The sequence below is a fragment of the Xanthomonas phaseoli pv. dieffenbachiae genome, assembly GCF_008639345.1.
GTDB lineage: Bacteria > Pseudomonadota > Gammaproteobacteria > Xanthomonadales > Xanthomonadaceae > Xanthomonas > Xanthomonas phaseoli.
Window position 1 is genome coordinate 523,464 of record NZ_CP041380.1, and the last position, 23,655, is coordinate 547,118.

The following is a 23,655-nucleotide window of genomic DNA, read 5'->3' on the forward strand; positions in this document are numbered from 1 at the left end:
CATTGCTCGCACGACGGAACACGCCAGCGTGCGCGCAGGCCATTCCTGCGAACTTGGTCAGGCCAGCGCATGAGCCTGGCCGTGCTCTGCCCTGGCCAAGGTGGCCAACACGCCGAGATGTTCGCGCGACTGGGCGATGCGCCTGCGGCAGCCGCCGTCATTGCCAGCGCACAGCGTGTGCTGGGCGTCGCACCACATACAGTGGCCGCAGATCCGGGCCGCTACGCCAATGCCATCGCACAACCGCTGGTCTGCGCCGGCACGCTGGCGCATTGGCAGGCACTGCGCACGCAGCTTCCCACGCCGCTGCTGGTGCTCGGTTATAGCGTTGGCGAGCTTGCTGCACATGCGGTGGCCGGCAGCATGTCCACCGACACCTGCCTGCAGCTGGCAGCGACGCGCGCCCGGCTGATGGATGCGGCCAGCCCGCAGCAGGCAGGGCTGATGGCGGTGATCGGTGTGCCCTTGCGCGCCCTGGAAACGCTGTGCCAGACGCACGGCGCAGCGCTCGCCATCATCAACGGCGACGATCACGCCGTGCTCGGCGGCCCGCACGTTGCATTGCGGGCGCTTGGCGAGGCGGCCAGCGCACAAGGTGCGCACGTCACCTTGCTGCCGGTGAGCGTGCCGGCGCACACGCCGTGGTTGAGCGCGGCCGCCGAAGGCTTTGCCATCGAGCTGGAAAGCGCAGACCTTCTCGCCCCCAAACTGCGCGTGTTGGCAGGCATCGATGCACGTGCGGTCGGCACGCACGCCCTGGTGGTCGACACGCTTTCCAGGCAGATCGCACAGACCGTGCGCTGGTACGACGTGCTGGTGCAAGCCGCCGAACGCGGCGCACGCGTGTTTCTCGAACTCGGCCCTGGCAGCGCATTGGCGCGGATGGCGCGCGAGGTACTGCCGGCGTGCGAAGCGCGCTCGGTGGACGAATTCCACAGCACCCACGGTGTTGTCGAATGGGTCACGGCTGCGTGCGAGCGCGCGGCATGACGATCAGGCAGGTGCTGCACACGGTGTGACCCCAGGGTGGCGGGCGGCCATCCGTGCTGTACGCGTATCAGGTGTCTGGGAGGGCGCATGACCCCGCAAATTGCAACGATTCTTGGCTTGGTGATCATGTTCATCGTCGCCACTGCATTGCCCATCAATATGGGGGCGGTGGCGTTCGCGCTGGCCTTCATCATTGGCGGCGTGTGGGTGGGGCTGGAGGGCAAGGAGGTGCTGGCCGGCTTTCCTGGCGACCTGTTCCTGACCCTGGTCGGCATTACCTATCTGTTCGCCATCGCGCAGAAGAACGGCACCATCGATTTGCTGGTGCATTGGGCGGTGCGTGCGGTGCGGGGGCGCATCGTCGCCATCCCGTGGGTGATGTTCGTCATTACCGGGCTGCTGACTGCCTTCGGTGCGCTGGGGCCGGCAGCGGTGGCCATCATCGGGCCGGTGGCGCTGCGCTTTGCCAAGCAGTACCGCATCAATCCGTTGATGATGGGCCTGCTGGTGATCCACGGTGCACAGGGCGGCGGTTTTTCGCCGATCAGCGTGTATGGCGGCATCACCAACAAGGTGGTCGAAAAAGCCGGGTTGGACGTCAGCGAGATGGCGGTGTTCCTCACCAGCCTGGGCTTCAACCTGATGATGGCGATCATCTGCTTCTGCGCCTTCGGTGGACTGAAGTTGATGCGTCAGCAGGAGCTGTCGCTGGCCGATGCGCAGTACGTTGCGGTTGGCGGCGACCAGGCGTCGCACCGCGGCTTTGCGATCGAAGGGCACGGTGCACTGGTGGCGCCGGGCGGCGGCACCCTGTCCACCGACCCGCTGGCATTGGAGGCGGTGTCGATCACCCGCGACCGCGTGATCACCTTGATCGGGCTGCTGGGCCTGGGCGTTGCTGCGTTGATCTACAACCTCAACGTCGGCCTGGTCTCAATCACGGTCGCGGTGGCACTGGCGCTGATTTCGCCCAACGCACAGAAAGGCGCGGTAGACGGCATCAGCTGGTCTACCGTGCTGCTGATCAGTGGCGTGGTGACCTATATCGCCGTGCTGGAAAAATCCGGTGCGGTGGACTACATCGGCACCGGTGTCTCGCACATCGGCATGCCGCTGCTGGGCGCGCTGCTGGTCTGCTACGTCGGCGGTATCGTCTCGGCATTCGCCTCCTCGGCAGCGGTGCTGGGGGCCACTATTCCGTTGGCGGTGCCATTCCTGATGCAGGGCCAGTTGGGTGCGGCCGGGGTGATCTGCGCGCTGGCAGTGTCCTCCACCATCGTCGATGTCAGCCCGTTTTCTACCAACGGCGCGCTGGTGGTGGCCTCGGCCGCCAAGGAAGAACGCGACGGCCTGTTCCGCCGCTTCCTGATCTACAGCGGCCTGGTGGTGTTGCTGGGGCCGCTGGCAGCGTGGCTGGTCTTCGTGGTGCCGGGCTGGCTGTGATGCGGGCCACACGCCACAGCGCAGCGGGGCGCCCACGTAGAATGGGCGCCCCGCCCCGATGCCGACAGCCTGCCCACCATGACCCTCGCTCCTGATTCGCGCGCCTCCAAAAAGCGCGTGCCGCTGTACGAGGAAGTGGCCGAGCGCCTGCGTCAGAAGATCTACGATTACGCGCTGCCGCCTGGCGAGTGGATCGACGAGCCGGCCCTGGCCGAGGAACTCGGCATCAGCCGCACGCCGCTGCGCGAAAGTCTCAAGCTGCTCGCTGCCGAAGGCCTGGTGCAACTGGATGCCGGCCGCGGCAGCCGGGTCACCCGGCTGACGCTGGAAGACCTCAACCAGTTGTTCCCGGTGATGGCGATGCTGGAAGGCCGCTGCGCGCACGATGCGGTCAAGCGCATCGACGCGGCCGGCGTGCAGCGCCTGGAAGAGCTGCATGCGGCGATGGAAGCCGCATCGGCGGCCGGCGATGTGGCCGAGTGCTACCGCAACAATTACCTGATCCACGAAACCGTGCAGCAGTACGCCGGCAATCCGTGGTTGATCCGTGTGACGCACGATCTGCACCGCATCTTGAAGATGCACCGCGGCCGTCAGTTGCTCACGCCCGGGCGCATGGCCCAATCGCTGGCCGAACATCGCCAATTGATGGACTGCGTGCGACGTGGCGATGCCGAAGGCGCCGAGCGCACCATGCACGGGCATTTGCTGAGCCAGGGGCAGGCCTTGGCCGCGTATGTTGCGTCAGGCGGCATGTTGAATGTACCGGCGCCGTTGCCGCGCTCGGGCGGAGTGTAGTCGTCTGCTTGAACGGGGCGGAGTGCTGCACTCTGAATCACGTGCGGCAGCTGGGGACTGACACGGCCGATCAAGGGAGCCACGCCTGAGCGAGGCGCGCGCGGAGAGTGGCATGCGCGTGATGCTTGATGTCGAACAGGTGTTCGCCTGGCGGGCGAACACCTGAGAGTTTCACGGTCAGCACCAGACATGCGTCACGCGGTGCGTTGCGTCACGAACATGCCCAGTGCTTCCAGGGCCGCGACGATGGAGGCAACCGGCGGCAAGTGTTGTGTGTCGTAGTCGAGCCGTACGCCAACGCGCAGGTCGCCGTGCGCCTGGGTGAGCTGCGCGCGGCCATACACGTCGGGCAGATAGAGCAGGGCACCCCACGGCGCATCCATGCGATGGGCAGCCGGTGTGAATCGCAGGATGGCATCGGCGACGGCATCCACGATCAGCGCCTGCACGGTGAACAATTCGACAGTGGCGCGATCGATGCCGGAATCGAAGCTGACGAAGGCCGAGCGCAGGGCGGGGCCGGCAGCGCCCCAGTCCAGCGGGTCGGCCAAACCCTGCGGCATCCAGTACACGCGTTCGTCCTGGCGCGGCAGCACGAACAGTGCGCGGCGTGCGTGGCTGTAGAAGATCTTGTCGCCGTCGAGCGAGTACGCGAATGCCACGCCCTGGGCCGCTTCGTCGCGGCTCAAGGTGTGGTCCTCGCCCCAGAACTCATCGAAGTATTCCCGCACGAATGCCTGTTCGGCCGGCGTCTCGGCGATGATCTCGGCGGGCAGGCGCACAATCACGCGATTGTCGTAGGTGCCGGCCCCCCAACGGGTCACGTATTCGGCGTAGCCGGTCGGCAGGGGATGGCCCAGCCAGTCGGCAAGCATCTGCACATCGGCGTCGGTGGCGCGTTGCAGCTTGGGGGTGACCAGGTAGGGTGGCGGTGCGGTCATGGGCAGTCGCGGATCGTCGTGTCGCGGAGGAGACCGGACTCTATACAACGTGGATGCGTCGGCCGGTGTCTGCGGGTCGGGTCGGCGTTAGCTGCAGCACGGCGCCCAAACTCGCTTCGCTCAGAGGAGGGTGCCTCCTCGGCCATGCATGACGACGGTACTCGGCTCGCTTCAACGCGACTTGGATACAGCCAAATGCGCATGCAACAGCGACAGCAAGCAAGCCAAGCGCAGGCCAGGCATATGGGTCGCGTCCCAATCGGCGACCCGATCTCACATGCATTGCCTGTGCCGGGGTATCTGCGGTGGCGCGCAACACGCGGCGAAACCACGCCGTCTGCCCGACAGATGCGCAGCCCTCGCTACGGGCGGACCACGTCGTTGGCACACCTCGGGCCAGCGGCCGGCCGCAAGCTGTCGTCACGTCCTTCTCCCACCGGTGGGAAAAGGTGCCCGAAGGGCGGACGAGGGCGCGCCTGGTGCTAGCGCGTCCCCAGCGCAAGCAGGTCTTCCACCCGCGCGATCAGCTGCGTTCCGGCCAATCCGGCGAACACGTCCGGATGCGCGTAGCCCCAAGCCACTGCGGCGAACGGCAGGCCCACGACCTGTGCGGCTTCCCAGTCGGCGACCTGGTCGCCCACGTAGACCGCTTGCGACGCAGGGTGCCCGGTGGCATGCAGCACACGACGCAAGGCGCGTTGCTTGCCCAGCAGATGCGCGCCGCCCTCGATGACGGCAAACCTGGCGCTCAGCTCTGCGCCGAGCGCGCGTTGCACGTTCTCCACGGAGTTGGACGACACCACGGCCAGCCGGGCGCCCCCGGCATGCAGCGCGCTCACGGTGTGGGCAATGCCGGGAAACAACGCCACCGGCGGTGCGGCACGCATGAGCCGGATGAAGTCGGCTGCCACCCATGGCACGCGCCAGGCGCTCAGGCCCGATGCCTTGAGCAGTTCGCGCGTGCTGAGTCGACGGGCATCGTCGACCTCGTGCGCTTGTGCCGCGCGAAAGCCATGTCGCTCGGCCAGCAGCCGCTGCGTGCTCAGGAAAAAACCAAACGAATCGGTAAGCGTGCCGTCGAAATCGAAAATGATCAGTGCAGGCATGGCAACGCGTGGGGCAGGGCGTCATAGCCTAACCAAGGTGGTGCCGGCACCCGCGCACACAGGTCCCCACATGTGCGCGCAGGCGACGTCGGCGGCGCTGGCAACGCGGCGCGCAGGCGTCCGCTCCGAAGGAAGGCCTGCAGCCACCGTGCGGCGCGCGGTACAAGCCGCACCGCGCCTTGCCGCGCCCACACGGCGGTGAGCGCTGGCGCGAGTACAGCTGCGCTCAGGCTTCGGCGAAGTGCGGCACGATCGGCGTATCGCTCTGCGCGCTTTGTTCGATCACCTTGCGCTGCATCGCGGCCAGGTACGCGTCCAGCTCTTCGGTGGAGGCGAACACGTCGCTCAACGGCACCGCCTTGACCATGTCGAAGACCTTGCGGATCTGCGGTTGCGGGTTGCTCACCAGCACCTTGCCCTGGCGCGTGGCCAGCGCCTTGCGCGCCTTGAAGATGCAGCGGATGCCGGCGCTGGAAATGTATTCCAGTGCGCTCAGGTCCAGCACCAGCGTGGTGATGCGGGTGCCCAGCAACGGCGACAGCGCCGCGTCCAGGTCCTGGTAGGTATGGGTGTCCAGCCGCCTGGTCAGAATGACGCGTTGACGGGTGTCTTGCGGCGGGTCGATCTGGATGGCAAGGGTGGTCATGACAGGGCCTCGGGGACAGGGGCGTACGGGTGCAGCAGGGTGACGCGCACGACGTTATATGCACCATCGCGGCGGTAGTCGATGTGATCGGCGAACTGATGGACCAAAAACAACCCCAGCCCGCCGATGGTGCGGTCGTCGAGCTCGTCGCTCACCTCGGGCATGGGCGCAGCGCAAGGGTCGAAGGCGCTGCCGGCATCGTGCATTTCCAACACCAGCGCCTGCGCGTCCAGCTGCAGCTGCAAGCGCAGCGGCTGTGCGGCGCACTGGCCGTGGGTCAGCGCATTGCAGCCGAGCTCTTCCACGATCAATCGCACCTGGCCGATGCGCTCGGCGTGCAGGCCCTCGAGCGTGAGCGACTGTTCCAGCGCATCGTTGGCGCCGGCCAGTTGGGCCAGCGATGGCGCGATGGCCAAATCGAGCTTCATGCAGTCGTTGCCTTTCCGGGCGCGTCCCGGCCAGCGTGTGCGACCCGCCCAGCATGCTCCTGGCGCAGCCAGATCGCCAGCAGCGTGATGTCGTCGTATGGATCGGCGCTGCCGGTGAACCGGGCGATATTGGCGATCACCGCCTTGCACTGCGCCGCCGCGCTGCGGCGCGGGTGCAGTGCGGCCAGCAACCGCTCCAAGCCGTAGCTGGCGCCGCGCTCGTCCATCGCCTCGGTCACGCCATCGGTGTAGCCCAGCAAGGTCTGCCCGGCGCTCATGCGGCCCTGCAGCACCGGGTAGGACTCCTGCGGCTCGATTCCCAGCGGCGCACCGGTTTCCAGCGGCAACGGGCGCGCCTTGCCATCGATATCGATCAACAACGGCGGCTCGTGCCCGGCGCTGGCCAGCCAGTAGTCGCCGCTCACCACGTTGATCAGGCCGCATAGCACGGTGGCGAACATGCAGGTCTCGTTGTTCTCGGCCAACCGCGTGGAGGCGGCAATCAAGATCGCGTCCGGGCGCGTGTACCGGCGCGCAGCAATCTCCAGCACGCTCACCGCGCGCGCCATGAACAAGGCCGCCGGCACGCCCTTGTCGGAGACATCGCCCACCACGAACCACAGCAAGCCCGGTTCGGTTTCCACGAAGTGGTAGAAATCGCCGCCCACCGCCTTGGCCGGTTCCAGCCATGCGCAGGTTTCCAGATGCGAACTGGCGCGGTCGAAGGTGCGCCCGGAAGGCAGCATCGCCTGCTGGATCTCGCGCGCAATCTGCAGCTCGCTGTGCATGCGTTCGCGCGCGGCGGTCATCTCGCCAATCTCGGCGATGTGGTGGCGGATCGCATCGCGCGCGCTGTCGAAGGCGCGTGCCATCACGCCGACCTCGTCGTCGCGCTCGATGTGCTGCAACGGGTACTCGAATTCGCCGCGCCGGAAGTGCTCGGCGGTGTCTGTCAGTTCTTCGATCGGCCGCGTCAACTTGCGCGTGATCCGCCGCATCAACCACCACCACACCAGCGCGCCCAGCGCCACCCACGCCGCCAGCCAGTTCAGGCCGGCCAGCACATAGCCTTCGGACGCCGACAACACGAAGGTCCAGCCGCTGCGCCCCACCGCCGCGCTATGGGTCAGAAAGCGCTCGCCGTCGGGCGCGGTATGCGAAAACGAAATCGGCTGGCCGGCCGCCACGGCGCGCTGCAATGGCCGCAGATCCGGGCGCGAACGGGCCACGTAGGCCGTGAGCGAATGGCGCAGATTGAGTGCCGGATCAGGGCTGAAGACCAGCAGGCCTTCCGGCGACAGAAGCATCGTCTGGATGCCGATATCGCGCGGCAGCTGGTCGATGATCTCGCGCAGATGCTGCAGCGGCAGATCCACGCTCACCATGCCGACCGGCGCGGTATCCGGTGCATCGCCAGGCCGGCGCAGCGGCAGGTTGTAGCTGGTGTGCAGGCCGCCGCCGTTGGCATCCAGGTAGGGCTCGGACCACCATGCGCGGCCCTCGCGCTGGGTGCGCAGATACCAGGGCATTGCGCGATAGTCGTAACCCAGTTCCAGCGCGGATTTTTCCAAGACGTGGGTGCCGCTGCGGTGCACGTAACACACAAACCCGCTGTCTTGGGCCTTCTGCGTGCGTGGCGCAATGATCAGCCGCGCCGCTCCGATATCCGGGTCGCCGGTCAGCGTGGCCAGCAGCAACGCACGCAGATTGAACGGTTGCAGCCCCACGCCGCTACTGCTGGCGGCCAGCGTGCGCCCGCTCACCTGCACCGAATCGAGCAAGGCCGCCAGGCTGCGCGCAGTCTGTTCGGTCAAACCATCCACCTCGGTGCGCGCCGCCTCCACCGGCTCGGCGCGCGCGCCCAGGTAGAACACCGTGCCCAGCACTGCCAGCAAGGCCACCAGCACGGCGGTGGCAGCCAGCAGCACACGCATGCGCAAGCTGCGGCGCCAGGGCATGCGTGCGGCGACCGATGTGTGTTGCGGCAGTGATCGCGGGCGGTTGCGCATGGCGCACTCTTGGTGGCAGCAGCTGCGCTGGATGATGGCAGCTTTGCTGCCACGCACAACTCTTCTGGCAGCCTCATCCTCACCTGGTCTCGATTGACCGGCCGAATGCGAGCGGACTAGATTGGCTGCCCCACTGCCACGGAGGCCGGCCTTGCGCCAGATGTTGACCCCAAGCCTGCTGGCCCTTTTGCTTACGGCCTGTCACCCCCCGGAGACCAGCATGACCCAGACCCACTCCCCCGCCACCGAGGCCACTGCAGCAGCCGACGTCCAGGCCGGCGGCCGCGGTCTTGCCAAGTTGAATCCGAGCCCGCGTCAGGCCTACGCGCTGACGCTCACCCTGGACAAGGCGCCTGGCGCCTTCGGCCTGGTGGAGGCTGCGGCGCAATACGATGTCAGCAACGAGCAGGAGTGCGGCAAGATCCAGCCCGAAACCGGTACTGCCGGCCGCATCACCAGTCAGGAAAATGTGGCGCTCAAGAAGATTTCAGACACCGAATACCGCGGTACGGTGTATCTGGATCTGATGCAGGACGAAGACTATTACGGTCGCGGTGTCTGCCATTGGGAATTCAGCGGCGCCAGCGTGCTGCTCAAGGCCACCGGTGCCGAAGAAGAGACGCGGTTCTTGTCGTTTATCGAAGCCAAGACGGTGACCGCGCAGCAGGCGCTCACCAAGTACTACTGGAAAGACGGCTATCCGCGCTCGGAATCCAAGAGTTTCCCGGATACCGGCGAGCTCGGCCCGGAGCAGTTCAAGCCTGACATCCGCGATAATCTCTTCACCATCACGCTGGCTGCAAAGGAAGTTGCGCCATGAGTATCCCGTCACCGCAATACGCCGGTTTATCCGAGGATGCCTACAAGGATCGCGCCGTTGGTCGGCGTGCACCGGGGCACGAAGAAGTCGTCACGATCGAGGGAGAGCGTTATGCCGTTCTCGATCATGTCAACAATCAATCCAATGGCTACCAGGGCACGGTTTACCGCCGCGAAAGCAGTGGCGAAATCGTGGTTGCGCATCGAGGCACCGAGGGCGCGGTCAATGACGTGCTCACCGATGCCACCATGGTCACCTCGCGGACCAATCCACAGGCTGCAGATGCGCTTGCGCTGACCAAGAATGCGATGGACATCGCCAAGGATGTCGGCAAGCGAACCGGCCATCAACCGGAAGTCACCGTCACCGGCCATTCGCTCGGTGGCGCGCTTGCGCAGGTGTCTGCGCACCACTACGACCTCAAGGGCGAAACCTTCAACGCGTATGGCGCGGCAAGTCTGAGTTATCGCATTCCGGAAGGTGGCGATAGCGTGATCAATCATGTCATGGCATCGGACCCGGTCAGCGCGGCATCGCCGCACTTCGGGCAGGTACGCATGTACGCCAAGCCCGATGAGATTGCCACCTTGAGTGGTGCCGGCTACAGCAATAGCAAGGCGAACTTTCTGATTCCGGATTACCCGCTGGTGGCTGCCGGCGGCTCGCTCGGGGCGCACAAGCTGGGCAACTTTCTGGGCGAACACTCTGCGCTCAGGGATCCCAACGCGCGTCCGCTCGCCGGGCAGAACAAACGCATGATCGACGAGTACCGCAGCGATATCGATGGGCTGCGCACCGGTACCACCATTCTCACGCGTAGTGCGCGGGGCCTTCGGCCAAGACGCCATCGACGCCATCCGCGGCCCGCTCGCGCCGGGCGAGCCGGCCAAACGCGACGCACGCGAGCACGGCAACGGCCACACCTCCTTGCGGATCGATCAACCGGGACACGTGGGCAATGGCCTGTTCCAGGATGCCCAGCGCGGCGTGCATGCGCAGGACGCACGTGCCGGGCGCACGCCCGACCAGCACAGCGCGCAGTTATCCGGTTCGCTCGCATCGGAAATGCACGCCGCCGGTGGCCAGCGCATCGATGCGGTGATGATGAGCCCGGATGCCGCACGCACCTTCGCCGTGCAGGGCCGCGTCGACGACCCGGCACAGCTGCGCGTGAGCGTGGACACGATGACGGCAATGAATACGCCGCTGGAACAAAGCAGCCAACGCGTTGCCGAAAACGCGGCGCGTCAGTCGGTGGCATTGGAACAGCAACAGGCGCAGACTCAGCAACAGCAGCAGGGCGCACGCGCCATGGGCTGAGTGGGGAGGCGTGGCGCTGCCGCGTTTGGGTGTGAAGTGACACATCACGCCGCGGCCGTGCCCCAAGCCACCCGGACGGCACATCGCCACCATCGAACCTTGCATCAAGACGCCGGGCCTGCCCGGCGTTTTTGCGTACGTTCGCGCAGTCACGCGCATCGCTGCTGCTGCATCTGCACAACAACTGGCCCGCACGACATGTGCGAACGCAAGGTTTTCCTGCATCGAGCTATGCCACAACTCCTCCCACCTATAGCGGTCTCAACCGGGCTGTGCGGCCGTGCTTGAATCGCCGCGGATTTGCAGCGATGCGCGGCCAGGCACTGGCCACCCCGCGCACGCACACGAGGCAAGGCAGGGGATCACGCAAGGCGCCACCCGGCGCGACATCCATCGATCAAGGTAGCGTTCCATGACCATTTCGTGCAGGCACTACCACCGTGTATGGCTCATCCTGCTGCTGTGTCTGTGCAGCACCGGCGTCGGCGCGCAAGGCATCGCCAAGGGCGCGGACGTCAGCTGGCTCAACCAACAGGCAGCCAACAATCCGCCGCAGGTCTTTCGCGATGCAGCCGGCAACACCACCGACTTCATCAAGCTGTTCAAGGATGTCGGCGGCAACGCCATTCGCCTGCGCGTGTGGGTCAACCCGTCCGGCGGCTGGAACGATGGCCGCGACACCCTGGACAAGGCCAAGCGCGCCGCCGCGCAAGGCATGCGCATCATGATCGACTTCCACTACAGCGACAGCTGGGCCGACCCGGGCAAGCAGACCAAACCGGCGGCATGGGCCGGCCACTCCGTTGCCCAGCTCAACACCGATGTGTACAGCCACACCCAGGGCATCCTCAAATACCTCAAGGACAACGGCATCACCGTCACCTGGGTGCAGGTGGGCAACGAGATCAACAGCGGCATGTTGTGGAACGAGGGCAAGACGCCCAACTTCGCCACCCTGGGCCAGTTCATCAACAGCGGCTACAACGCCACCAAGGCGGTGTATCCCAACGCCAAGGTCGTCGTGCATCTGGCCAACGGCTACGACAACGCCAACTTCCGCTGGTTCTTCGACAACCTGCGCTCGGCCGGCGGCAAGTGGGATGTCATCGGCATGTCGCATTACCCGCCGGTTGGCAGCTGGCAGGATTACAACAACCGTCTGGACACCAACATGCGCGACATGATTGCGCGCTACGGCAGCGATGTGGTGATTTCCGAGGTCGGCATGGATTGGCAGTAGGCGGCCACCACCCGCGCCATGCTCAGCAACCTGCTCAGCCGCAGCAGCAGCATCGGCGCGCGCGTCCTGGGCGTGTTCTATTGGGAGCCCAACGCCTACCCGGGCTGGCAGGGGTACACCATGGGCGCGGTCAACAACAACGGCCAACTGACCGAAGCGCTGCAAGCGTTCTGAAAGCACGCTGCTAAGGGGCGGCGCCCACCGCAGGAGATGTCCTGGCACGAACCCAAAGGCCACGCCATCCCGTAGGAGCGCACCCGGGCGCGACAGGCTTCACCGATAAAGCCCCTCGCGGCCAGGTCCGCTCCTACATCGGCGGCGGCCCGCCGCTGGGATGTTCTGGCGACGGCACCCAGCCGCACCCAAAGACCCGCCATTGCGTAGGAGCGCACCCGGGCGCGACAGGCGTTACCGAGAAAGCCCCTCGCGCCCAGGTGCGCTCCTATGGGGGCCATGCACATCGGCCCACCTGGCACGGCAGCGGCCGTTCATCGCCGGCGTAGGCCCTCATCCTTTGGTCGTACACCGGCCGCACCCGCTGCGCCGCAGCGTCGTTCCCGCTGGCGCCGATGCCCCGCTCGGCGCACGACAGCGTCCCATTCCATACGCACCCGTAGCGAGGAATGGCAACAGGTGCGTGCGGTACACTTGGGGGTTCACGAATTCACGATGTCGACACACCCGCGGGGTGTGTCCCCCCGGGAGCGCTAATGAACTGGTTGAACGAAGTGCTGCACAACGATCCGAACCCGCTCGAGACCCAGGAGTGGCTCGAATCGATCAAGGCCGTCATTGACGTTGAAGGCCCGGAGCGCGCCCATCAGCTGCTGGAAGGCATGGTCGAACAGACCCGCCGCGCCGGCGCTTACCTGCCGTTCTCGCCCACCACCGAGTACGTCAACACCATCGCACCGGCCAACGAGGCCAAGAATCCCGGCGATTCCGCGCTGGAGTGGAAGATCCGCTCGATCATCCGCTGGAACGCCATGGCCACCGTCGTGCGCGCCAACCGCAAGCCCGGCGACCTGGGCGGCCACATCGCCTCGTTCGCTTCCAGCGCCACGCTGTATGACGTGGGCTTCAACCACTTCTGGCGCGCGCCTTCGGATAGCCATCCGGGCGATCTGCTGTTCATCCAGGGCCATAGCGCCCCGGGCATCTACGCCCGCGCCTTCCTGGAAGGCCGCATCAGCCAGTCCCAGCTGGACAACTTCCGCATGGAAGTGGACGGCCAGGGCATCTCCTCCTACCCGCACCCGTGGCTGATGCCCGAGTTCTGGCAGACCCCCACCGTGTCGATGGGTCTGGGCCCGCTGGCCGCCATCTACCAGGCGCAGTTCATGCGCTACCTGGAAAACCGCGGCCTCATCGAGAAGTCCGACCGCAAGGTGTGGTGCTTCATCGGCGACGGCGAGTCTGATGAGCCAGAAACCCTCGGCGCCATCGCGCTGGCCGGCCGCGAAGGCTTGGACAACCTGATCTTTGTGGTCAACTGCAACCTGCAGCGCCTGGACGGCCCGGTGCGCGGCAACGGCAAGATCATCCAGGAACTGGAAGGCGTGTTCCGTGGCGGCGGCTGGAACGTCATCAAGCTGCTCTGGGGCGGCTACTGGGACGCCCTGCTGGCCAAGGACACCGACGGTGTGCTGCGCAAGCTGATGATGGAAACCGTCGACGGCGAATACCAGAACTGCAAGGCCTTCGGCGGCGCCTATACCCGCGCCAATTTCTTCGGCAAGTACCCGGAAACCGCGGCCATGGTCGCCGGCCTGTCCGACGACGACATCTGGCGCCTGAACCGTGGCGGCCACGACCCGCACAAGGTGTATGCCGCCTATCACCAGGCCGTGAACACCACCGGCATGCCCACCGTGATCCTGGCCAAGACGGTCAAGGGCTACGGCATGGGCTCGGCCGGTGAAGCGCTCAACCCGACGCACCAGACCAAGAAACTGGACGATGCGGCGGTCAAGCACTTCCGCGACCGCTTCAACATCCCGGTCTCCGACGCCCAGCTGGAAGACGGCCAGGTGCCGTTCTACCACCCCGGCGACGATTCCCCGGAAGTGCAGTACCTGAAAGAACGCCGCAGCGCGCTCGGCGGTTTCCTGCCCTCGCGCCGTCCCAAGGCCAGCAAGTCGTTCGTGGCGCCCACGCTCGACAAGTTCGAGCGCCTGCTCAAGGACAGCGGCGAGCGCAGCTATTCCACCACCATGTCGTTCGTGCAGAGCCTCAACATCGCCCTGCGCGACAAGGAACTGGGTCCGCGCATCGTGCCGATCGTGGCCGATGAAGCGCGCACCTTCGGCATGGAAGGCATGTTCCGCCAGATCGGCATCTATGCCCCGTTCGGCCAGAAGTACAAGCCGGTCGATGCCGACCAGCTGATGTACTACCGCGAAGACCAGACCGGCCAGGTGCTGCAGCAGGGCATCAGCGAGCCGGGCGCCATCGCCTCGTGGATGGCCGCCGGCACCAGCTACTCGGTGTCCGACGTGCCGATGCTGCCGTTCTACATCTACTACTCCATGTTCGGCTTCCAGCGCGTGGGCGACATCGCTTGGCAGGCAGCGGACATGCGCACGCGTGGCTTCCTGCTCGGCGGCACCGCCGGCCGCACCACGCTCAATGGCGAAGGCCTGCAACACGAAGACGGCTTCAGCCAGGTCATCGCCGGCTCCATCCCGAATGTGCGTAGCTACGACCCGACCTTCGGCTTCGAAGTCACCGTCATCATGCAGCACGGCATGAAGGCGATGATGGAAGACCAGATCGACGAGTACTACTACATCACCCTGATGAACGAGAACTACGCCCACCCCGGCATGCCGGACGGCGCAGCCGAGGACATCATCAAGGGCATGTACCTGCTCAAGGACGCCGGCAAGCCCAAGAAGGGCGAGCTGCGCGTGCAGCTGCTGGGCAGCGGCACCATCCTGCGCGAAGCCATTGCCGCGGCCGAGCTGCTGGACAAGGACTTCGGCGTCACCGCCGACATCTGGTCCTGCCCCAGCCTCAACGAAGTCCGCCGCGACGGCTACGCCGTGGAACGCTGGAACCGCCTGCACCCGGAAGCCGAACAGCGCAAGCCCTACGTCACCCAGCTGCTGGAAGGCCGCCAGGGCCCGGCAATCGCCGCAACCGACTACGTGCGCGCCTTCGCCGACCAGATCCGCGCCTTCGTGCCGATGCACTACACCGTGCTGGGCACCGACGGGTTTGGTCGCTCGGATACGCGTGCAAACCTGCGTCGGTTCTTCGAGGTCGATCGGTACTACATCGTGCATGCCGCCATCGCGGCGTTGGCGAAGGATGGGAAGATGACCGGCAAGGATGTGGCTCGGGCGATCAAGCAGTACAAGATTGATCCTGAGAAGGCTAATCCGGTTGGGGTTTGAGTAACAGCCTTCTCCGTTTGACGTGATGGGTTCAGGCTTTGAGTCGATCAAGGAGACTGGCTCGCTAGTATCCCCAACCTAGGATATCCAACAAGCCGCCCCTAGGGCGGCTTCTTTCCTTCAATTTTGGGGTAGCCAGGAATCCGTCCCTTCGTACGCTTCAGCTAGCGTAAAAATAATTTCGCAGCGATCGCAGCTGGTGCGACAACACGTGTGTACGTCTGTTCTTTGCTTGTTTGCAAGAGCGTGCCACTAGGGACGCCAGCAGCTATTCTTTAAGTTTCGCGCAGCTAGCAACTGTGCATCTAGGATGTTGAGGTTAGACATGAGCAAGTCCAAGGGTACATCTGAGCGTCGCAGTGAACTTCTTCTTCATGAATTGCTTGCCGCGCAAGGATGGAGTATGGTAATCCCCCCGCTTTGAGCGTTCGCCAAAAGTGGAGCTAGGCGGCCATCGCCAATTTCATTGCTGGCGTGATACCGCCGAGCGCCATGTTGGGGCGCTCATGGTTGTACGTCCATAGCCAGCGCGTGGCCTTGTCCTGAACCTGCTCGATGGTGTCGAACAACGTTGTGGCCAGCCAGGCGTAGCGGACGGTGCGGTTGTAACGTTCGACATAGGCATTCTGCTGCGGCTTGCCTGGCTGGATGTGCTCGATCCGAATCCCGCGCTGCTGTGCCCAAGCTAGCAGCGCGCCGCTGATGTACTCCGGGCCGTTGTCGCAGCGAATGGCGTTTGGCTTGCCGCGCCAGTCAATGATCTGTTCCAACGAGCGGATCACCCGGGCCGATGGCAGCGATAAGTCGACCTCGATGCCCAGACCCTCACGGTTGAAGTCATCGAGCACATTGAACAACCGGAAGCTGCGGCCGTCGGCCAGCTGGTCGTGCATGAAATCCATCGACCAGACCTGGTTGATCGTCTCCGGCACCGCCAACGGCTCTGGCCGCTCGCGCACCAGCCGCTTCTTCGGCTTGATCCGCAGGTTCAACTCCAGCTCCCGATAGATGCGGTACACCCGCTTGTGATTCCAGCCAAAGCCCTTCACGTTGCGCAGGTGCAGAAAGCACAGGCCGAACCCCCAATCACGATAGGTTGTGGTCAACCGCACCAGCCAATCGGCAATCCGGGCGTTCTCCTCGCTGGCCTTGGCTTGATAGCGAAAGCAGGTCTCGCTCACCGCAAAGGTCCGGCAGGCATGCCGGATGTTCGTGTGGCCACCATCTACGGCCCATCGGGCCATCTCCCGGCGTTGAGATGGCCTCACCATTTTTTTGCCATCGCCTCCTTCAGCAGGTCGGCGCTGAGCTGGGCATCGGCGTACATCTTCTTCAGGCGCCGGTTCTCGTCCTGCAGCTCCCTGAGCTGGGACATCAGCGATGCGTCCATGCCGCCGAACTTGCTGCGCCACTTGTAGAACGTCGCCGAGCTGATGCCGTGTTCCCGGCACAACTCCGGCACGGGCGTGCCGGCCTCGGCCTGCTTGAGGACGGCAATGATCTGGCTGTCGGTGAAGCGGGATGTCTTCATGGAACCTCCTCGGAAAAGGGTACGAGAAAATTCCACTTCTGGCGTCAGCTAACCTGTGGGGGGATTACCCTTGCAGGCGGCGAGAAGGCTCCTGCACACGCGCTCACTGTTCTCATCGAATGCCACACCAGCCTGGCTTCCGAGCCGCTGCACGCCTTCTCTGATTTGCAGGAGCATTGCGTGATCAGGGTGCGCAGGATTATCGGGGCCGGTCCGGCCACCGTGATCTTGCGGAGCTGGCCGAAGTTCTGGTGCATGAGGGTCTACATGCAGCAGCCGTTGCGTCTGGCCTCCCTGCTGCATATTGAGATCGGTGGTGCCATCTTGGTTTCGGGCGCGCGTCAGATTCTCGCGCGCGACAGAACTCCACTCACCGTTCAAGAACGCATGGCCCTGTCCATGCTTGTTCCAATTGACCAGATCATTGCCCGCGGCATAGAAGCCCGGCCCATTGAAGCGCTCCGGATGCGCGCGGTCCGTGGGGCCGTACTGATGCGCTCCACCTCTATCCAAGGCACCGATGAACTGCCCTGCGCGATCGTCATGAATGAACAAGTTCTTGATGACGGGGTACTCGTGCGGCAAGTTCTGATGCGCCCTATCTGCATTAAGGGCGGTTGGATTGACGAGCGGATCTGCCAGGACACTTGCCCACGCAGTCGAGAGAGGGCTTTCTCGATTCGCGTTGCGCAAGGCATTAACTACCGCGGCCCCTCGTAGTGCGTCATCACGCCCCATTTCGAAGTAATCGCCCCGGCCCGAGCGATTTGGGCTGAGTCCGTCGATGGCGGCACTTACGTCGGCCACGGAATGGTATTGGTTGCCTTCAAGGTTACGGATCATCGATGCTGTGCGTACTTCGTTCTGGTTGTACGCCTTACCGACCATGGCGGTCAGCTTCACCTGATCGTCCAGTGAGGCATGCTGGTACAGATCGCTTCTTTGCAGAGGCCCGATAGCTCGATCCATCAGCTTGTCGATCTGGGCAACGTCGCGTTCGTGCACCCAGCTGATACCCGCATCAGATGCCAGAAACGTGTCCAATCGGGACTTGACGTCCGCGTCTACGGGGCGCCCCGCGTCACCTCGGATCGCCCGGCCGTCGCGCCCAAGATCCGCAACCGCTCTATCCGCTTGTTCCTCAGTCAACACCGACTGTGGCTGATGCGCTCTTGCCCACCCCTGATACGCGTTGATCAAATCCCTTGGGACGTTCTCGCCATTGGGGATACTCGGCTGATAGTGCTGCCCGAGATCCGTCTGGATGGTGCCGATGGTGTATCCGCTGTTGTCTGCCGGTTCAAGCGCTGGCGTTCGCGGATTGTCACCTGCAACCTCCAGCCGATACGCGGCGTATCGGCTCTCGGAAGTGACGCCTACTGCGAAATACAGCGTGGCACGCAACTCCTGATCGGTGAGAGTGCTCATTGGCTATCCTCCGAGTCTGTGCATTGCCGATCAAACGGCACGTCCTTTCCTGCAACATCCGGGTGAAGGGCGACGCTGCGCCGGTAGTCCGACCCGTACTTCTGATAGCGAACCAGCACTCCATTTTCAAATCGGAACTGGTCATCCGGCCCTGAGAAGGCAGGGCATACGGAATAGCCCCCTTCTCCATCATCACTGCAGTAGCGAGCGTACAAGATGCCATCACGTATCTGACCCTGCAGTTTTCCGTCACTACCGCGGACGTTGGTGCCTTCGCTCCAGTCACCTGTCACGCGATCACCACTCTGCTGGAGATGCAGACTCAGATAGTGGCCCAAGTCGCATTTCTTGGCATACGCCCACTCCCCGGAAAAGGAAGGGGCCTTGCTCGCGGAAGCGGAGCTGGCACAGGAGGTGATCAACCCCATTGCTACAACTAGCGCGCCCACCGAAAAACGCCGGTCGGATCGCTTTTGCTCAGCCATCGGTCACTCCTTGGACATGGTCTGCGGCTCGTATGCGCAAAAGATAGCAACTAGCTCCTGTGCGTTCCACAAGTCCCCAGCGCCCCTCCATTTGCTATGCGTTCTTGCTTCAAGCCAACCAAGCCAGGATCAATGTAGCCACCCGCCTCCCGCAGGCGGCGCCTCGGATTCCAGCGCATAGACCGCCCGCTCTTCGCGGACGCGATTCGACGGTGGTTCGCGCAGCGGCTGGTGTGCGATCTGCAGCAGCAGTTCACGCACGTCGTTCGCTGCGGCGCAGAGCGTGATGCCCACTTCCGGCAGGGTCTGGCCGGCGCGCTCGGACGCATCGCCGGCCGCCACCATCCGGGCACTGGCCGAGACGGTCTCGGCCAGCTGAGTGAGCCTCTCGATCTGCTGCTGCGTCACACGGAACGTGCCGCTGCCTGCGTCCGGCGCTGCCTGGACAGCGGCATTGGGCCAGGCGCCGCGCGTCGTGACGGTCCGCTGGGCGGGATAGGACAGCGCACCCAGTACAAGGTCCGCTTGCTCGGCCAACAGTTCCAGACAGAGCGCCAGTTCGCCCATGCGCACCTGGGGTTCGGCGGCGCGCTCCTCGGCCTGCGTGCGTGGCTGCGCCAGCCGGACCAGGAAGCGCACGTGATCGCGTAGCTTCGCCAGCCGGAACTGGCTGTCCTCCGGCAGGAAATAGCCGGGCATGTCGTCGTCGTCCAAACGGTCGTGCGCCATCGTTGCCTCCTCGTTCCATGAAGGGGTCCGTCCGCCACGCATGGCGGACGGGAAGTCGGGAGGTTCGAAACCGCACACAGCCGGCGGGCGTATTTCCCCGAGGGGTGTTGTATTAGCCGCCCTCCCGACGCAGGCATCGCGTCGGCTTGCGCCCGAGCTTCGGGCACAAAAAACCCACCGGTTTGTCGGAGGTGGGTACCGCTGTGTGGGGAGTTTCGACGCTCCTTGAAGTGGAGAGTGCTACTGCACTCCATGGCGTGTCAATAGCGATTTGTAGACCATGCATTGGGCAATCGGATTACTCTGGCGCGATGTCAGTGGCTACGGAATACTTGCTGCAGACAGCCTCAGCTGGACGCTCGAAGGTAGAGACATGGCGAACGCAATGGAGGAAGTGCCCGCAGCGCCTGCTAGACATTCCGAAGAAAGTGCGGCAGCCAACGCGCTCAGCTTTCCTTGGCTCGCCGCGGTGATGAGCCACTACTCGCAAGTGACCGAGCAGAACCGAGCTGGCCCATTGGAACGGCGGAGTTTCATCGTTGGCTTCTTAGGCGCAGGGTTTGGCATGTTGTTCGGCACTGTGCTGGATGGCAAGGCAGCGCTCGTCTGCGCGGCAACTGGGCTCACCATCGAGCTCATTGGCTTTGCAGTCGACGCGATTTTGCAGCTCAAGCGTGAGCTGCCTAGCGTTAGACAACCCTACGCCACACATGCGGAGCAGATGGAGCAGGAGTTTTTCCAGTACCAAGACATCGTCACCGCACTACGCGCGTTTCCGCTTGAGCAGCGCCGTCAACGCGAGACCTTCATGCGTGACCGTCGGACGAACATGCATGAACGCCTGGGCCTGTTCACCGGCGGAATGGAGAAGCTCGGGATCATGCCGGTGCTGCTCGCCCTCTATCTGCAGTTCAAGGACTGGCATTGGGGTGACTGGAGCGTCCTGAGCAAGATCACGATCATGCAGAGCCTTCTCGCGTTCCTGCTGCTGTTCGCTTACGCGCTTTCCTGGCACCTGATCCGATTGCGCGTTCGTGTGCAGACGTACGAGCAACTGCTTGCTGAGGCGAACCGGCAGGACAATGCTGCGAGTGGTTGAGCACGCCTCAACGCGTAAAGAACCACTCCATGAACTCCTCGGCGACGTCGGGCGTGAGTTCAAAGACGGCCTCTGCGACCGCGGGTTGCCCCTTCGCAGCGGCGACGGCGGCTAGAGCACAAGCAAGAAACTTCGGGTCCCAGGCACGAGAGGAAGCAGTCACGACCAAGGATGAAAGTTCAGCCAAGGAATTCACGTAGGCCGCCCGAAGATCCTCGGGAATCTCGGCCTGGCTCTTCGCGCGGCAGATCTCCCCCAAGGCAGGGAACTGGAAGTACCAGTGATCCGCCTTGTCAGGTGCCCGTGCCAATGCATGGACGACATGCGGCACGGCCACGAAGGAAGTCGAATAAACGTCGCCCTGATGCGCAAGCGCGCTCCACAAAGTGAACCACGGCTCCGATCCATCCACGGATGAGGGCACCGTCTGTAGATGCCCCAGCAACGCGGGATGCCGCCGGCTAAGCCATATGCATGCTTCAGCTCGGACCAGCGCAGTTTTCGAGAATGAGCAAAGTGCCTTCTCCGATAATGACTGACCCGTGAGGGCTGGACACTAGTAGAGGAAATTGCGCTGTGACTTCCTGTTTTCAAGGCATCAGAAACAATAACTGTACTCCGCCCTTATTTCCCCTTCACAATCGACTGAACTGTGAAGACAGAATAACAGCAGAGGAAAATGCACTCAGCCCCGCTCTTTTGTAAGCAAAATGCACTTTACCCCACTTCATACCGTATTGAACTATATATAGAAAGCATCTCTAATCGCCGGGTCATAGCCCTCCAATGCAGCCTTGACTACACGCTTTGTCTGCGTGATCTGCTCTGCCACCCACTCCTCCAACTCACGATCGTTTGGCAGAACAAATTCGGCGATACGGGCGGGCGTGAGCTTGCGACCATAGGAGAACCGCCACTTCTCTTCATGGAGACAAGCTGCTGCAATTACTAAATTCGCGGTAATCCCCCCACAGGTTAGCTGACGCCAGAAGTGGAATTTTCTCGTACCCTTTTCCGAGGAGGTTCCATGAAGACATCCCGCTTCACCGACAGCCAGATCATTGCCGTCCTCAAGCAGGCCGAGGCCGGCACGCCCGTGCCGGAGTTGTGCCGGGAACACGGCATCAGCTCGGCGACGTTCTACAAGTGGCGCAGCAAGTTCGGCGGCATGGACGCATCGCTGATGTCCCAGCTCAGGGAGCTGCAGGACGAGAACCGGCGCCTGAAGAAGATGTACGCCGATGCCCAGCTCAGCGCCGACCTGCTGAAGGAGGCGATGGCAAAAAAATGGTGAGGCCATCTCAACGCCGGGAGATGGCCCGATGGGCCGTAGATGGTGGCCACACGAACATCCGGCATGCCTGCCGGACCTTTGCGGTGAGCGAGACCTGCTTTCGCTATCAAGCCAAGGCCAGCGAGGAGAACGCCCGGATTGCCGATTGGCTGGTGCGGTTGACCACAACCTATCGTGATTGGGGGTTCGGCCTGTGCTTTCTGCACCTGCGCAACGTGAAGGGCTTTGGCTGGAATCACAAGCGGGTGTACCGCATCTATCGGGAGCTGGAGTTGAACCTGCGGATCAAGCCGAAGAAGCGGCTGGTGCGCGAGCGGCCAGAGCCGTTGGCGGTGCCGGAGACGATCAACCAGGTCTGGTCGATGGATTTCATGCACGACCAGCTGGCCGACGGCCGCAGCTTCCGGTTGTTCAATGTGCTCGATGACTTCAACCGTGAGGGTCTGGGCATCGAGGTCGACTTATCGCTGCCATCGGCCCGGGTGATCCGCTCGTTGGAACAGATCATTGACTGGCGCGGCAAGCCAAACGCCATTCGCTGCGACAACGGCCCGGAGTACATCAGCGGCGCGCTGCTAGCTTGGGCACAGCAGCGCGGGATTCGGATCGAGCACATCCAGCCAGGCAAGCCGCAGCAGAATGCCTATGTCGAACGTTACAACCGCACCGTCCGCTACGCCTGGCTGGCCACAACGTTGTTCGACACCATCGAGCAGGTTCAGGACAAGGCCACGCGCTGGCTATGGACGTACAACCATGAGCGCCCCAACATGGCGCTCGGCGGTATCACGCCAGCAATGAAATTGGCGATGGCCGCCTAGCTCCACTTTTGGCGAACGCTCAAAGCGGGGGGATTACCCAAGGACAACGGAGACCAGTATCCGAATGCTTCCAATGCGTCGCTCTCCGGCAATGCACTGACAAGAGTGGATCACGTGGTTGCCGGGCCTGAACGCCTAATCGCCGTTCAAGGAGAATTGAACGATCCCGCGCACCTGCGTGCGCATGTTCCTGTGCAGCAGGCAATGCAGACTCCAGTCGAGCAGTCAGATGCCAAGCTGATGGTGGCAAACCAGGCCATCGCTCAGGAGCAAGCGATGACACAGCAGCGCGAGGTGTCACGAAATCAGGGTCAAACCCTCAGCTGATCTGATAGAGGGCGCGTTGCTCCTAACGGGTAGTGCGCAGGCCTGCTCCCCGAGTAACGGGGTCAGGTTTACTTATCAATCGACGGCGCTCGGCTTGCGTGGCCGATGCGCGGGCCTTGTGCCCGCTAAGCGGCGGGTCTTGGCTTCGACCATCGTACGGAAGGCGTCATGGCCCAGTGCTCGCTGCTGCTGCAGATGAAGGCGGATGCTGGCGAGCAGTTCGTCGGGCAGGGCTTCATCGAGCAGAGCGCGGTAGGCGTTGGATCGCTCCGTCGCGTCGTTGCCAAGCGCAAGCCAGCAGGGATGTGACGTCAGCGCGGAGTGCTCGCGCTGGCCTAGATTGGCCGGACAGCTGGACCAAAGATACGACGCAGGATCGTCGGTCAGGCGAGCGCGCACTGGGTTGAGCTCGATGTAGCGATAGCAGCGAAGCGCGTAGTCAGTACTGTCCACGAGGCAGGCTTTGTAGCGTCCCTCCCATAGCGTACCGGCGCGCTCGTGGCGGCCATTGAACAGCGCGACGTAGTTACGCCCAAGCCTTTGCATCAGTTGCCCGATCCGTCCCGCTGCAGTTGGGGTGATTAGCAAGTGCACATGGTTTTCCATCAATACATAAGCATGCAGCTGACAGCCTGTGGCGCGCAGGGCCTCATGCAGCAGGTGCAGGTAGCGCAATCGGTCGCCATCATCCAGAAAGCACGGCAAGCGGTTGTTCCCACGCTGCACGATGTGCTGCGGGATGCCGGTAAGGTCGATGCGTGTGAGTCTGGACATATCACAACGCGTGCAGCCAGCTGATGGT

Annotated in this window: 19 protein-coding genes and 2 pseudogenes; 10 read left to right on the plus strand and 11 right to left on the minus strand. The window is 63.7% G+C overall.

From position 1 onward, the window contains the following. Positions 1 to 69 precede the first annotated feature (69 nt). The 3 genes from mdcH to FLG15_RS02430 all read left to right on the plus strand — a co-directional run bounded on the left by mdcH (position 70) and on the right by FLG15_RS02430 (position 3,231). Positions 70 to 990, plus strand: coding sequence for a malonate decarboxylase subunit epsilon (gene mdcH / locus FLG15_RS02420; RefSeq protein WP_057678097.1), 921 nt, complete (start codon positions 70 to 72; stop codon positions 988 to 990). An 87-nt stretch (positions 991 to 1,077) separates the two neighbouring features. After that, entirely contained in the window at positions 1,078 to 2,433 is a 1,356-nt protein-coding gene (locus FLG15_RS02425) for an SLC13 family permease (protein WP_057678098.1), read from the plus strand. Positions 2,434 to 2,511: 78 nt separating this feature from the next. After that, positions 2,512 to 3,231 carry a GntR family transcriptional regulator gene (locus tag FLG15_RS02430; protein WP_057678099.1) on the plus strand — a complete coding sequence of 240 codons (720 nt, stop codon included), beginning with the start codon at positions 2,512 to 2,514 and terminating at the stop codon, positions 3,229 to 3,231. 194 nt (positions 3,232 to 3,425) lie between these two features. Here the strand turns inward: FLG15_RS02430 and FLG15_RS02435 are convergent, their stop codons facing one another. The 5 genes from FLG15_RS02435 to FLG15_RS02455 form a co-directional block, all read right to left on the minus strand. Further along, positions 3,426 to 4,172, minus strand: a complete 747-nt coding sequence (locus FLG15_RS02435; protein WP_057678100.1) for a hypothetical protein — start codon at positions 4,170 to 4,172, stop codon at positions 3,426 to 3,428. A gap of 482 nt (positions 4,173 to 4,654) precedes the next feature. Next, positions 4,655 to 5,278 (minus strand): HAD hydrolase-like protein, encoded by a 624-nt coding sequence (locus tag FLG15_RS02440; RefSeq protein ID WP_057678101.1) that lies wholly within the window; start codon positions 5,276 to 5,278, stop codon positions 4,655 to 4,657. 226 nt (positions 5,279 to 5,504) lie between these two features. Further along, a complete protein-coding gene (locus FLG15_RS02445) occupies positions 5,505 to 5,924 on the minus strand; it encodes an STAS domain-containing protein (protein WP_150145473.1) in 420 nt (139 codons plus the stop codon). Beyond that, positions 5,921 to 6,352, minus strand: a complete 432-nt coding sequence (locus FLG15_RS02450) for an ATP-binding protein (protein ID WP_039567883.1) — start codon at positions 6,350 to 6,352, stop codon at positions 5,921 to 5,923. The genes FLG15_RS02445 and FLG15_RS02450 overlap by 4 nt, the downstream gene beginning before the upstream one ends. After that, the gene (locus FLG15_RS02455; protein ID WP_150145475.1) at positions 6,349 to 8,361 is read right to left on the minus strand and encodes a SpoIIE family protein phosphatase; all 2,013 of its coding nucleotides are present in this window, start codon (positions 8,359 to 8,361) and stop codon (positions 6,349 to 6,351) included. Before FLG15_RS02455 ends, FLG15_RS02450 begins: the two co-directional genes overlap by 4 nt. A 220-nt stretch (positions 8,362 to 8,581) precedes the next feature. Between FLG15_RS02455 and FLG15_RS02460 the strand changes: the two genes are divergently transcribed. The 4 genes and pseudogenes from FLG15_RS02460 to aceE all read left to right on the plus strand — a co-directional run bounded on the left by FLG15_RS02460 (position 8,582) and on the right by aceE (position 15,139). Next, entirely contained in the window at positions 8,582 to 9,181 is a 600-nt protein-coding gene (locus FLG15_RS02460) for a hypothetical protein (protein ID WP_057678103.1), read from the plus strand. Continuing rightward, positions 9,178 to 10,501, plus strand: a pseudogene (locus tag FLG15_RS02465) (XVIPCD domain-containing protein). Before FLG15_RS02460 ends, FLG15_RS02465 begins: the two are co-directional and overlap by 4 nt. Before the next feature lie 412 nt (positions 10,502 to 10,913). Then, positions 10,914 to 11,915, plus strand: a pseudogene (locus FLG15_RS02470) (arabinogalactan endo-1,4-beta-galactosidase). A gap of 536 nt (positions 11,916 to 12,451) precedes the next feature. Then, the gene (gene aceE, locus FLG15_RS02475) at positions 12,452 to 15,139 is read left to right on the plus strand and encodes a pyruvate dehydrogenase (acetyl-transferring), homodimeric type (RefSeq protein WP_057678104.1); all 2,688 of its coding nucleotides are present in this window, start codon (positions 12,452 to 12,454) and stop codon (positions 15,137 to 15,139) included. A gap of 443 nt (positions 15,140 to 15,582) precedes the next feature. On the opposite strand, the gene FLG15_RS02480 is transcribed toward aceE, so the two are convergent. From FLG15_RS02480 to FLG15_RS02495, 4 genes are all read right to left on the minus strand, one after another. Continuing rightward, a protein-coding gene (locus FLG15_RS02480) for an IS3-like element ISXcd1 family transposase (protein ID WP_223842567.1) occupies positions 15,583 to 16,670 on the minus strand; the annotation gives its coding sequence in 2 pieces (ribosomal slippage) (positions 15,583 to 16,418 and positions 16,418 to 16,670; 1,089 coding nt in all). Between the two features lie 48 nt (positions 16,671 to 16,718). Then, a complete protein-coding gene (locus tag FLG15_RS02485; RefSeq protein WP_209228376.1) occupies positions 16,719 to 18,098 on the minus strand; it encodes an XVIPCD domain-containing protein in 1,380 nt (459 codons plus the stop codon). After that, on the minus strand, positions 18,095 to 18,583 hold the full coding sequence (locus FLG15_RS02490; protein WP_150145477.1) for a hypothetical protein: 489 nt from the start codon (positions 18,581 to 18,583) through the stop codon (positions 18,095 to 18,097). The genes FLG15_RS02485 and FLG15_RS02490 overlap by 4 nt, the downstream gene beginning before the upstream one ends. Positions 18,584 to 18,712: 129 nt before the next feature. After that, complete coding sequence (locus FLG15_RS02495) at positions 18,713 to 19,312, minus strand: XAC0095 family protein (protein WP_057679146.1); 600 nt, start codon at positions 19,310 to 19,312, stop codon at positions 18,713 to 18,715. A 280-nt stretch (positions 19,313 to 19,592) separates the two neighbouring features. Between FLG15_RS02495 and FLG15_RS02500 the strand changes: the two genes are divergently transcribed. Beyond that, the gene (locus tag FLG15_RS02500; RefSeq protein ID WP_244665591.1) at positions 19,593 to 20,411 is read left to right on the plus strand and encodes a hypothetical protein; all 819 of its coding nucleotides are present in this window, start codon (positions 19,593 to 19,595) and stop codon (positions 20,409 to 20,411) included. Positions 20,412 to 20,418: 7 nt separating this feature from the next. Here the strand turns inward: FLG15_RS02500 and FLG15_RS02505 are convergent, their stop codons facing one another. Beyond that, the gene (locus FLG15_RS02505) at positions 20,419 to 20,823 is read right to left on the minus strand and encodes a hypothetical protein (RefSeq protein WP_205626761.1); all 405 of its coding nucleotides are present in this window, start codon (positions 20,821 to 20,823) and stop codon (positions 20,419 to 20,421) included. A gap of 615 nt (positions 20,824 to 21,438) precedes the next feature. Between FLG15_RS02505 and FLG15_RS02510 the strand changes: the two genes are divergently transcribed. Together FLG15_RS02510 and FLG15_RS02515 are read left to right on the plus strand one after the other, a co-directional pair. Continuing rightward, a protein-coding gene (locus FLG15_RS02510; protein WP_223842567.1) for an IS3-like element ISXcd1 family transposase occupies positions 21,439 to 22,526 on the plus strand; the annotation gives its coding sequence in 2 pieces (ribosomal slippage) (positions 21,439 to 21,691 and positions 21,691 to 22,526; 1,089 coding nt in all). Positions 22,527 to 22,640: 114 nt separating this feature from the next. Further along, positions 22,641 to 22,853 carry an XVIPCD domain-containing protein gene (locus tag FLG15_RS02515; RefSeq protein WP_370512620.1) on the plus strand — a complete coding sequence of 71 codons (213 nt, stop codon included), beginning with the start codon at positions 22,641 to 22,643 and terminating at the stop codon, positions 22,851 to 22,853. Between the two features lie 75 nt (positions 22,854 to 22,928). Here the strand turns inward: FLG15_RS02515 and FLG15_RS02520 are convergent, their stop codons facing one another. Further along, the gene (locus FLG15_RS02520; protein WP_057679144.1) at positions 22,929 to 23,627 is read right to left on the minus strand and encodes a transposase; all 699 of its coding nucleotides are present in this window, start codon (positions 23,625 to 23,627) and stop codon (positions 22,929 to 22,931) included. Between the last annotated feature and the right edge of the window lie 28 nt (positions 23,628 to 23,655).

Excerpts from the sequence above, each read along its gene's own strand:
- FLG15_RS02445 (WP_150145473.1), bottom strand. The coding sequence starts at position 5,924 with ATGACCACCCTTGCCATCCAGATCGACCCGCCGCAAGACACCCGTCAA.
- mdcH (WP_057678097.1), top strand. The coding sequence starts at position 70 with ATGAGCCTGGCCGTGCTCTGCCCTGGCCAAGGTGGCCAACACGCCGAG.
- FLG15_RS02440 (WP_057678101.1), bottom strand. The coding sequence starts at position 5,278 with ATGCCTGCACTGATCATTTTCGATTTCGACGGCACGCTTACCGATTCG.
- aceE (WP_057678104.1), top strand. The coding sequence starts at position 12,452 with ATGAACTGGTTGAACGAAGTGCTGCACAACGATCCGAACCCGCTCGAG.
- FLG15_RS02495 (WP_057679146.1), bottom strand. The coding sequence starts at position 19,312 with ATGGCGCACGACCGTTTGGACGACGACGACATGCCCGGCTATTTCCTG.
- FLG15_RS02455 (WP_150145475.1), bottom strand. The coding sequence starts at position 8,361 with ATGCGCAACCGCCCGCGATCACTGCCGCAACACACATCGGTCGCCGCA.
- FLG15_RS02520 (WP_057679144.1), bottom strand. The coding sequence starts at position 23,627 with ATGTCCAGACTCACACGCATCGACCTTACCGGCATCCCGCAGCACATC.
- FLG15_RS02460 (WP_057678103.1), top strand. The coding sequence starts at position 8,582 with ATGACCCAGACCCACTCCCCCGCCACCGAGGCCACTGCAGCAGCCGAC.
- FLG15_RS02500 (WP_244665591.1), top strand. The coding sequence starts at position 19,593 with ATGCATTGGGCAATCGGATTACTCTGGCGCGATGTCAGTGGCTACGGA.
- FLG15_RS02450 (WP_039567883.1), bottom strand. The coding sequence starts at position 6,352 with ATGAAGCTCGATTTGGCCATCGCGCCATCGCTGGCCCAACTGGCCGGC.
- FLG15_RS02485 (WP_209228376.1), bottom strand. The coding sequence starts at position 18,098 with ATGAGCACTCTCACCGATCAGGAGTTGCGTGCCACGCTGTATTTCGCA.
- FLG15_RS02490 (WP_150145477.1), bottom strand. The coding sequence starts at position 18,583 with ATGGCTGAGCAAAAGCGATCCGACCGGCGTTTTTCGGTGGGCGCGCTA.
- FLG15_RS02435 (WP_057678100.1), bottom strand. The coding sequence starts at position 4,172 with ATGACCGCACCGCCACCCTACCTGGTCACCCCCAAGCTGCAACGCGCC.
- FLG15_RS02425 (WP_057678098.1), top strand. The coding sequence starts at position 1,078 with ATGACCCCGCAAATTGCAACGATTCTTGGCTTGGTGATCATGTTCATC.
- FLG15_RS02430 (WP_057678099.1), top strand. The coding sequence starts at position 2,512 with ATGACCCTCGCTCCTGATTCGCGCGCCTCCAAAAAGCGCGTGCCGCTG.